The organism is Streptomyces sp. NPDC058469 (assembly GCF_042721125.1).
Taxonomy (GTDB): Bacteria; Actinomycetota; Actinomycetes; order Streptomycetales; family Streptomycetaceae; genus Streptomyces.
The window spans coordinates 21,755-31,651 of sequence record NZ_JBHXME010000131.1 but is presented as its reverse complement, the minus strand read 5'-3'; the positions used below and the strand labels follow the sequence as shown (position 1 = coordinate 31,651).

Annotated in this window: 6 protein-coding genes; 4 read left to right on the top strand and 2 right to left on the bottom strand. The window is 70.1% G+C overall.

All coding sequences use genetic code 11. The features are described from left to right. Window positions 1-90: 90 nt before the first annotated feature. Window positions 91-1,116, bottom strand: coding sequence for an Lrp/AsnC family transcriptional regulator (locus tag ACFWP5_RS38850; protein WP_384167964.1), 1,026 nt, complete (start codon window positions 1,114-1,116; stop codon window positions 91-93). Window positions 1,117-1,231: 115 nt separating this feature from the next. Here ACFWP5_RS38850 and ACFWP5_RS38845 point away from each other — a divergent pair, with 115 nt between their 5' ends. The 3 genes from ACFWP5_RS38845 to ACFWP5_RS38835 all read left to right on the top strand — a co-directional run bounded on the left by ACFWP5_RS38845 (window position 1,232) and on the right by ACFWP5_RS38835 (window position 4,884). Beyond that, window positions 1,232-2,791 carry an AbgT family transporter gene (locus tag ACFWP5_RS38845; protein ID WP_384167961.1) on the top strand — a complete coding sequence of 520 codons (1,560 nt, stop codon included), beginning with the start codon at window positions 1,232-1,234 and terminating at the stop codon, window positions 2,789-2,791. A 55-nt stretch (window positions 2,792-2,846) separates the two neighbouring features. After that, complete coding sequence (locus ACFWP5_RS38840) at window positions 2,847-4,031, top strand: M20 family metallopeptidase (protein ID WP_384167958.1); 1,185 nt, start codon at window positions 2,847-2,849, stop codon at window positions 4,029-4,031. 109 nt (window positions 4,032-4,140) lie between these two features. Next, window positions 4,141-4,884 carry a hypothetical protein gene (locus tag ACFWP5_RS38835; protein ID WP_384167956.1) on the top strand — a complete coding sequence of 248 codons (744 nt, stop codon included), beginning with the start codon at window positions 4,141-4,143 and terminating at the stop codon, window positions 4,882-4,884. A gap of 135 nt (window positions 4,885-5,019) precedes the next feature. Here ACFWP5_RS38835 and ACFWP5_RS38830 read toward each other — a convergent pair whose 3' ends face one another. Then, window positions 5,020-6,243, bottom strand: a complete 1,224-nt coding sequence (locus tag ACFWP5_RS38830; protein WP_384167954.1) for a chitinase — start codon at window positions 6,241-6,243, stop codon at window positions 5,020-5,022. A gap of 235 nt (window positions 6,244-6,478) precedes the next feature. Between ACFWP5_RS38830 and ACFWP5_RS38825 the strand changes: the two genes are divergently transcribed. Next, a complete protein-coding gene (locus ACFWP5_RS38825; RefSeq protein ID WP_384167951.1) occupies window positions 6,479-9,853 on the top strand; it encodes a pyruvate carboxylase in 3,375 nt (1,124 codons plus the stop codon). Window positions 9,854-9,897: the final 44 nt, after the last annotated feature.

Here is a 9,897-nt window from a genome sequence, read left to right as displayed (position 1 = left end):
GGCCCCGGCGCCCGGGGGTGGTGTGGGGGTCGGGTCTTGGGGGGGGGGGGCGCCCCCGGCCTGGCGGGGGCGGGCCCCCCCGCCTCGTGCTCACAGCAGTGTCGGTGCGTGGAACGCGCCGAGGCCGGTGGTCAGGTCGCGGTCCAGCCAGTAGCGGCGGGGTTCGGCGAGCATCACGGCGACGCTGACGCCGAGGAGGCCGGGGATCCTGGCCAGTTCGTCGTCGACGAAGAGCGCCAGGGCGGAGCGGTCGGTGACCAGGCCGGTGGCGAGGACGGACATGTCGCTGGCCACGTGCGCGGCGAGCCGCGTCTGCGGCAGTTGGTTGATGCGGCGCATGACGTCGGGGGTCGCACCCGGCGCCACCCGCAGCCGGAGGATGAACGCGGTCTGGAAGCCGAGCCACTCCGACACGATCTCCAGGCGCGGCTTGACCCACCCCTCGTCCAGGACCCGGCGGACCACGCGGTGCGCGGTGGAGGTGGCCAGGTCGGTGGTCCGGGCGATGCTCGCGGCGGACGCGCGGCCGTCCTGGAGCAACTGGGCCACCACGCTGCGCTCGGCCTCGCTGAGCGGCTTCGCCGGGGGCGTCGCGGTCGCGGTGCCCTCGGGGCGGGAGCCGGTGAGCTTCAGCAGGTCGGCGCGCTCGGTGTCGGTGAGGAACCCCGGGTCCCAGGTGATGCCCCGCCGCAGGGTGCTCAGCGCGGGAAGGGCGTTGACGCGCCGGACGCCGGGGACGGAGAACATCCGGTCGATCGCCTCGCTGGTGGCAGCCTCGGACGGGGCGTGCACGACGGCGTAGAGCGGGTAGTCGCCCGAGATCTGCGCCAGCAGCTGGAGGTGGGGCAGGTCGCGGAGCCGGTGGAGGACGGCGAGGGGCGTCTCGCCGGTGATGTCCAGGAAGACGTGGACGGGCATCGCCGTGGAGTGGACGCCCCAGTCGGCCTGCCCGATCACGCGCACCATGCGTGCCTCGTGCAGCCGGTCGTAACGGCGTTTGAGCGTGCTGGCGTCGGCGGCCAGGATCTCGCCGATGTCGTCCCAGGTGGCCCGGGGCGCCAGATGCAGCGCGCCGATGAGGCGCCGGTCGAGCTCGTCGAGGAGAGGACGGGTCATAGGGCCTCACTCTAAGGTGCCGTTTAATCCCACTGTTACTTCCAAGATATAGAGAATCTCTCATCTGGATGCCATTGTTCGCAGGAACATCCCCCCATCGCGCCAAGAGGTACCGATGAGTGTCACCTCCGCTCAACCTCAGCCTCCGTCCACGGAGCCCCAGTCGAGAGTCCTGCGCACCGCGTTCCGGGGCCTGACGGCGATAGAGAAGATCGGCAACAAGCTCCCCAACCCGTTCTGGCTGTTCTGGATCCTCGCGGGGATCGTCGCCGTCCTCAGCGCCGTCCTGGCGGCGACCGGTCTCAGCGCCGTGCACCCCGGCACGCACGAGACCGTCAAGGTGCAGAACCTGCTCAGCAAGGACGGCCTCACCATGGCCGTCGAGGGTGCCGTCGACAACTACGCGGCCTTCCCGCCGCTGGCCACCATCCTCACCGTGATGTTCGGCATCGCCGTCGCCGAGAAGAGCGGACTGTTCTCGACCCTGCTGCGCCGCATGGTCGCGCGCGTCCCGGGCAGGTACCTCACCTTCGCCCTCTCGATGACGGCCATGGTCAGCCATGTTGCCGGCGACGCCGCCTACGTCACCCTCATCCCGCTCGGCGCGCTGGTCTTCCGCGCGGCCGGCCGCAGCCCGGTCCTCGGCTGTGTCGTCGCCTACGTCTCGATCGCCGCCGGCTACGACGCCTCCCCGTCGCTCACCACCACGGACGTCCTGCTGTCCGGGATCTCGACGGCCGCCGCCCACACCATCGACGCGCACTACGTCGTCACCCCGGTCGCCAACTACTTCTTCGGGCTCGGCTCGTCCGTCCTGGTGGCGTTGGTGATCACCCTCGTCGTCGACAAGGTCCTCGCCCGCCGCTCCGACCTGGAACCCGACGAGCCGGTCGCCGCGCTGGGCGTCGAGGAACTGGCCGAGATCGAGGTCACCGACCAGCAGCGGCGCGCCCTTCGCACGACCGGTCTGGTCGCCGTCGGCTTCCTCGCGTTTCTCGCGGCGGCCATGATCCCCTCGTCCTCACCCCTGCGCGGCGAGGGCGGCGGCATCGTCAACTCCCCGCTGATCGGCGGCATGGCACTCGTCCTCGGCGTCTTCTTCGCCGTGCTCGGCACCGTCTACGGCCGGATGACCGGCACCTTCACCGCCGCCCGCGACAGTATCGGCGCGATGGTGGACGGCACCCGCTCGATGGCGCCGATCCTCGTGCTGTTCTTCGCGATCGCCCAGTTCCTCGCCTACTTCAAGTGGACGAACATCGGCGACATCCTCGCCGTCAAGGGCGCCGAGACACTGCGCGACCTGCACCTGCACGGCTGGACCGTACTCGTCGGCATCGCCGTCCTGATCACCTTCATGAACCTCGTCATCACCAGCGGCTCCGCCCTGTGGGCACTGGCAGCGCCGGTCCTCGTCCCCATGCTGATGCTCATCGGCATCGAGCCCGAGACCACCCAGGCCGTCTACCGCGTCGCCGACTCGGTCACCAACTGCGTCACCCCGATGAGCCCCTACTTCGTCATGGCCCTGGGCTTCATCCAGCAGTACCGCAAGTCCGCCGGCATCGGCACCCTGGCCTCCTTCACGATCCCGATCGCCGCCGTCGTATGGGTCGTCTGGGTCGCGTTCTTCGTGGCCTGGTACCTGCTGGGCATCCCGCTCGGCATCAGCTGAACCCGCCGCCCCGCCAAGGGACTTGACCCCCCACCGCCGTACAGGAAAGCAGATCATGACCGCGTCACCCGCAGCCGCCACCCTCACCGCCCGCGCCCAGGACGTCTCCTCGCGGATCGTCGAGGACATCCTGACCCTTGTCCGCCACGAGACCAGCAGCTACGACCTTCCCGGCCTCGCGACCGGCCTGGATCTCCTGCGTGAGCTGACCGTCCAGCGGCTCGGTCGGCCCGGCCACGAGGAGCGCCGTCCCGGTGGCGCGTGCGGCGACACCCTCACCCTGACCTACACCGGCACCGGCGCCGGGCATGTCGCGCTCGTCGGGCACTACGACACCGTATGGCCGACCGGGACACTCGCCGGATGGGAGCAGCCGGAGGCGGGCGAGGACGGGCGGGAGAGGTTGAGCGGACCCGGCATCTTCGACATGAAGACCGGTCTGGCGCAAGGGATTTGGGCGCTGAAGCTGGCCCGGGAGAGCGGTGCGTCCCTGCCCACCGTCACCTTTCTCTTCAACGGTGACGAGGAGATCGGTTCCCTGTCCTCGCGACCGGTGATCGAGGAGGTCGCGCAGAAGGCCGACGTCACGCTGGTGCTGGAACCGAGTGCTCACGGCGCGGTGAAGACCGCCCGCAAGGGCACCGGGATCTTTCAAGTCACCGCCACGGGCGTCGAATCGCACGCCGGGCTCGCGCCGCAGGACGGGGCGAGCGCGATCACCGCGCTGTCCGAGTTCGTGGTCGCCGCCGCGAAGGTCGCCGCGCCCGAGAAGGGCACCACCATCAACACCGGGCTGATCAAGGGTGGTTCCGCCATCAACGTCGTCGCCGGGCAGGCCTCCGCCGGTGTCGACATCCGGGTCAGCAGTGAGGCCGAACAGGCCCGGGTGGACGAGGAGTTGGACGCCATCAAGGTGAGTGACCCGCGCGTCCGTATCGAGATCGACCATGCATGGAACCGGCCGCCGATGACCCTCAACGCCGCCTCCGGCCCGCTGCTCGACCTCGCCCGCGAGGTCGCCCGTGACCAGGGCCGCGGCCGCCTGCCCGACACCGCCGTCGGGGGCGCGAGCGACGCCAACTTCGTCGCCGCGCTCGGCCTGCCGGTGCTGTGCGGCATGGGGGCGGTCGGCGACGGGGCCCATGCCCAGGGCGAGTTCATCTACCCCGACACGGTGCCCGCCCAGACCGCGCTGGTCGCGGGACTGCTGGGGCGACTGGCGGAACCGCTGCGGGGCTGAGCCGTGACGCCCCGCCCGGACCGGGCGACTGTGACCGGCCGGAACATCCGCGGGCGTCCAGGGTGGGGCGCGTCATCCGATCGAACCCTGACCGGGGACAATCGGTGCCATGACGGACGGTACGGACGGTAGAGACGACTCCAGCAGCCGCTTGGCCAGGATCGAGCGGCTGCTGGAGGACAGCGGGCGCGATGTGGTGCCCGCGTGGCGCCGGGTGACGCGCGGTGAGACACGGTGGGCGGTGGCCGCCGTGATCCTGCTGGCGGTCTTCCTGCAGCTGATGCTGCCGCACCGGCTCGCCTTCCGGCCGTACTGGCTGCTGCCGGCCCTGGAACTCGCCCTGATGGTCGGCCTGTTCGTCGCCAATCCTCGGCGGATCGAGCCAGGCACGCGGTGGCTGCGCTGGCCGAGCCTGGTCCTGACGGGCGTGATCAGCCTGGCCAACAGCTGGTCGGCGGCCCGGTTGGTGGTGGGCCTGGTCAGGGGCACCGAGGGTCTGGACGCCGGGCCGCTGCTGCTGACCGGCGGTGCCATCTGGCTGACGAACGTCATCGTGTTCGCCCTCTGGTACTGGGAGTGGGACCGCGGCGGGCCGATGGCGCGGGTCATGGCACAACGCCAGTACGCCGACTTCCTCTTCGTCCAGATGCAGAGCCCGGAGACCGCCCCACCGGACTGGGAACCGGCGTTCCTGGACTACCTGTACCTGTCCTTCACCAATTCCACCGCCTTCAGCCCGACCGACGTGATGCCGCTCTCCCGCTGGGCCAAGATGCTGATGATGGGCCAGTCCTCGGTCTCCGTGTCGATCGTCGTCCTGGTCGTCGCCCGAGCGGTCAACATCCTGCGGTAGTAAGGGGGTTGGGCTGGCGGAGAGCTGTCGAAGCTGTCGGATTCGCCACGCTCCCCGCAGCGGACAGCGACGCCAAGTACGCCTTTCCCAAGGCCTACTCGACGTCGCAGCCCATGTCCTGCTGATCCCGCCGGATCAGCAGGCGCCCTCGTCCTGCCAGGGGCCCCACTGGGAGGCACCGGGCACCTCGTTCTGGGTCCACCACTTGGCCGCCCAGTTGTGGTTGCCGTACGACACCTCGTTGCCCTGCGTGTAGACGGCCGTGGAACTCCATGCCGTCTTGCACGTGCCGGGGGTGGGTGTCGGAGTCGGGGTCGGCGTGGGCGTCGAGGTCGGCGGCGTCACGCCCGCGAACTGCACCGAGTACTTGGCGAAGTCCCACGCGTTCTGCGCCACGCTGGAGCAGGTCCCGGACGTCGTACCGCCGTTGTCGACCGGACTGCACTGACGGTCGCGGTTGAGGGACCAGAACGTGAAGCGGTCCATGTTGTGGCTGGTGGCGTAGTTCAGGACGGTCTGGAAGTCCGCCTGGGTGAAGTACTCGCCGGTGTCGCTGCGCCCGTTCATCCCCGAGAAGCCCTCGTGGGCGTACGCGGTCGCCTGGTCCCAGCCGAACGTGGACTGCAGGATGGAGTTGAAGTTGGTGAGCGCGCTGGTCTGCGAGGCCGCGCCGCTGAAGCCGCCGTCGAACGGCATGATGGAGAAGTTGTTCGGCGTGAACCCCTGCGACTTCGCCTCCAGCAGCATCTGCTTGCCGAACCAGCCGGTGCCGTCCGCCGTACCGGCCGTGGTGACGGAGACGTACAGGCCCGAGTTGTTCTGCTGGAGGATCTTCGCCGCGCCGATCTCGTTGTGGATGGCCGCGGTGTTCTCGTACTCCGGCTCCTCCAGGTCGAAGTCGATCGCGTGCAGGCCGTACTTGGTGATGACCTGCTGGTACGCCGCCGCGGTCGAGGCCGGGTCGGAGCAGGCCTGGCCGAGCTTGGTGCCGCCGTAGCCGCCGATGGAGACGGAGACGTCGCCGCCCTTGGCGCGGATCGTGTTGATCACCGACTGGACGGCGGTGTCCGAGGAGACCGGTGAGGTGCCGCCCCAAGTGGGGGAGCAGCCGCCGCCGTTGGGGGCGAGGACGAAGGCGAGCTGGAAGGCCTTGAGGCCGGTGGCGTCCATGATGGCGCCCGCGTCCGGCGGGTTGTTGTCCGTCGGCATCAGATAGGGGGCCGCGGCGTACCAGCGGTTGCTGAGCGCGGTGGCCGCGTTGGTGGCGCCCTGGGCGTTGGTCGCGATCAGCGCGGTCGTGCCCGCGGCGGCGGTCGTCACGGCGGCCGCCGCGACCAGACATGCACGAAGACGTGTCACGTTGTGCCTCCGGTGGGAGTGGGGGAGACACCCAGCTTCTGGTGCTGTCGCGGTCACGTCAATGGATTGGACTGGACCAAAGCTCACTTTGGACTAGACCATACGATTTCTTTACCGTCGGCCCGGCGGAGCGCATCACGCGACACGTTTGCGACTAGTGTCCCGGCTCACATGGCGTTACAGGGGCGGCGCCGACACCATGGTGCACGTCATCGGCAGGCTGAAGGGATCGGGAATGTTCCGCAAGGTGCTGGTCGCCAACCGTGGAGAGATCGCGATCAGGGCGTTCCGCGCCGGCTATGAGCTGGGCGCGCGAACGGTCGCGGTCTTCCCCCACGAGGACCGCAATTCGCTGCACCGGCTCAAGGCCGACGAGGCCTACGAGATCGGTGAACCCGGGCATCCGGTCCGCGCCTATCTCTCCGTCGAGGAGATCGTCCGCGCGGCCCAGCGAGCGGGAGCGGACGCGGTCTATCCGGGCTACGGGTTCCTCTCCGAGAACCCCGAACTCGCCCGCGCCTGCGAGGAGGCGGGCATCACCTTCGTCGGTCCCAGTGCCCACATCCTGGAGATGACCGGCAACAAGGCCACGGCGATCGCCGCCGCCCGCGCGGCCGGCGTACCGGTGCTCGGCTCCTCGGCGCCCTCCAGTGACGTCGACGAACTGGTCCGCGCCGCCGAGGACATCGGGTTCCCCGTGTTCGTGAAGGCGGTCGCCGGCGGCGGCGGACGCGGTATGCGCCGCGTCGAGGACCCCGCGACCCTGCGCGAGTCCATCGAGGCCGCCGCCCGCGAGGCCATGTCCGCGTTCGGCGACGCCACGGTGTTCCTGGAGAAGGCGGTCATCGACCCCCGTCACATCGAGGTGCAGATCCTCGCCGACGGCGAGGGCAACGTCATCCACCTCTTCGAGCGCGACTGCTCGCTCCAACGCCGGCACCAGAAGGTCGTCGAGCTGGCCCCCGCGCCCAACCTCGACCCCGCCCTGCGTGACCGGATCTGCGCCGACGCCGTCCGCTTCGCCCGCGAGATCGGCTACCGCAACGCGGGCACCGTCGAGTTCCTCCTCGACCCGGCCGGCAACCACGTCTTCATCGAGATGAACCCGCGCATCCAGGTCGAGCACACGGTCACCGAGGAGGTCACCGACGTCGACCTCGTCCAGGCCCAGCTGCGCATCGCCTCCGGTGAGACCCTCGCCGACCTCGGCCTCTCGCAGGAGACGGTCACCCTGCACGGCGCCGCGCTCCAGTGCCGTATCACCACCGAGGACCCCGCCAACGGCTTCCGCCCGGACACCGGCCGGATCAGCGCCTACCGCTCGCCGGGTGGCTCCGGTATCCGGCTCGACGGCGGAACCACCCACGCGGGTACGGAGATCAGCGCGCACTTCGACTCGATGCTGGTCAAACTCACCTGCCGGGGACGGGATTTCACCACCGCCGTCAACCGTGCCCGGCGTGCTGTCGCCGAGTTCCGCATCCGTGGCGTTGCCACCAACATCCCGTTCCTCCAAGCCGTGTTGGACGACCCGGACTTCCAGGCCGGACGGATCACCACCTCGTTCATCGAGCAGCGCCCGCAGCTGCTGACGGCCCGTCAATCTGCCGACCGTGGCACCAAGTTGCTCACCTACCTGGCCGACGTCACGGTCAACAAGCCGCACGGCGAACGCCCCGACCTGATCGACCCGACCACCAAGCTGCCGCCGGTCCCGAGCACCGAACCCCCGGCCGGTTCACGGCAGTTGCTTGCCGAACTCGGCCCCGAGGGCTTCGCCCGCCACCTGCGCGAGTCGCCCACGATCGGCGTCACCGACACCACCTTCCGCGACGCCCACCAGTCGCTCCTCGCCACCCGCGTCCGCACCAAGGACCTCCTCGCCGTCGCCCCGGTCGTCGCCCACACCGTGCCCCAACTCCTCTCCCTGGAGTGCTGGGGCGGCGCCACCTACGACGTGGCGCTCCGCTTTCTCGCCGAGGACCCCTGGGACCGACTGGCCGCCCTGCGTGAGGCCGTCCCCAACATCTGCCTCCAGATGCTGCTGCGCGGCCGCAACACCGTCGGCTACACGCCGTATCCGACCCAGGTGACCGACGCCTTCGTGCAGGAGGCCGCCGCCACCGGCATCGACATCTTCCGCATCTTCGACGCGCTGAACGACGTAGGCCAGATGCGGCCGGCCATCGACGCCGTACGCGCCACGGGAACGTCGATCGCCGAGGTCGCCCTCTGCTACACCTCGGACCTGTCCGACCCCAACGAGCGCCTCTACACGCTCGATTACTACCTCCGCCTCGCCGAACAGATCGTCGAGGCGGGCGCCCACATCCTCGCGGTGAAGGACATGGCGGGCCTGCTGCGCGCACCCGCCGCCGCAACGCTCGTATCGGCGCTGCGCCGCGAGTTCGGCCTGCCGGTCCACCTGCACACCCACGACACCGCGGGTGGCCAGCTGGCCACCTACCTCGCCGCGATCCAGGCCGGCGCGGACGCCGTGGACGGCGCGGTGGCCTCCATGGCGGGCACCACCTCGCAGCCGTCCCTCTCCGCGATCGTCGCCGCGACCGACTACTCGGACCGCCCCACCGGCCTCGACCTCCAGGCCATCGGCGACCTGGAGCCGTACTGGGAGAGCGTGCGCAAGATCTACGCCCCGTTCGAGGCGGGCCTCGCCTCACCGACCGGCCGCGTCTACCACCACGAGATCCCCGGCGGACAGCTCTCCAACCTGCGCACCCAGGCCATCGCGCTCGGCCTCGGCGACCGCTTCGAGGACATCGAGGCGATGTACGCGGCCGCCGACCGCATCCTCGGCCACCTGGTGAAGGTCACCCCGTCGTCGAAGGTCGTCGGCGACCTCGCCCTGCACCTGGTCGGCGCCGGAGTGAGCCCCGCCGACTTCGAGGAGTCCCCCGACCGGTACGACATCCCCGACTCCGTGATCGGCTTCCTGCGCGGCGAGTTGGGCACGCCGCCCGGCGGCTGGCCCGAGCCGTTCCGCACCAAGGCACTCCAGGGCCGCGCCGCCCCCAAGCCCGTACAGGAACTGAGCCCGGAGGACCGCACGGCCCTCGACAAGGACCGCCGCGCCACCCTCAACCGCCTGCTGTTCCCCGGCCCGACCCGCGAGTTCGAAACACACCGCCAGACCTACGGCGACACCAGTGTCCTCGACAGCAAGGACTTCTTCTACGGCATTCGCCCCGGCAAGGAGTACGCGGTCGACCTGGAACCCGGCGTCCGACTCCTCATCGAGCTGGAGGCCGTCGGCGAGGCCGACGAACGCGGCCTGCGCACCGTGATGTCCGCCCTGAACGGCCAACTCCGGCCGATCCAGGTGCGCGACACCGCCGCGGCCTCCGACGTCCCCGTCACCGAGAAGGCCGACCGCACCAACCAGGGGCATGTCGCGGCGCCGTTCGCGGGCGTGGTCACCCTCGCGGTCGAGGAGGGCGACGAGGTGGAGGCCGGCGTCACCGTCGCCACCATCGAGGCCATGAAGATGGAAGCGTCGATCACCGCACCGAAGTCCGGTCGGGTGTCCCGCCTCGCCATCAACCGCATCCAGCAGGTGGAGGGCGGCGACCTCCTCGTCGAACTGGGGTAGACGGTACGGCGACAGGCCGCCCCACCGGTGACCGGATCGGTCCG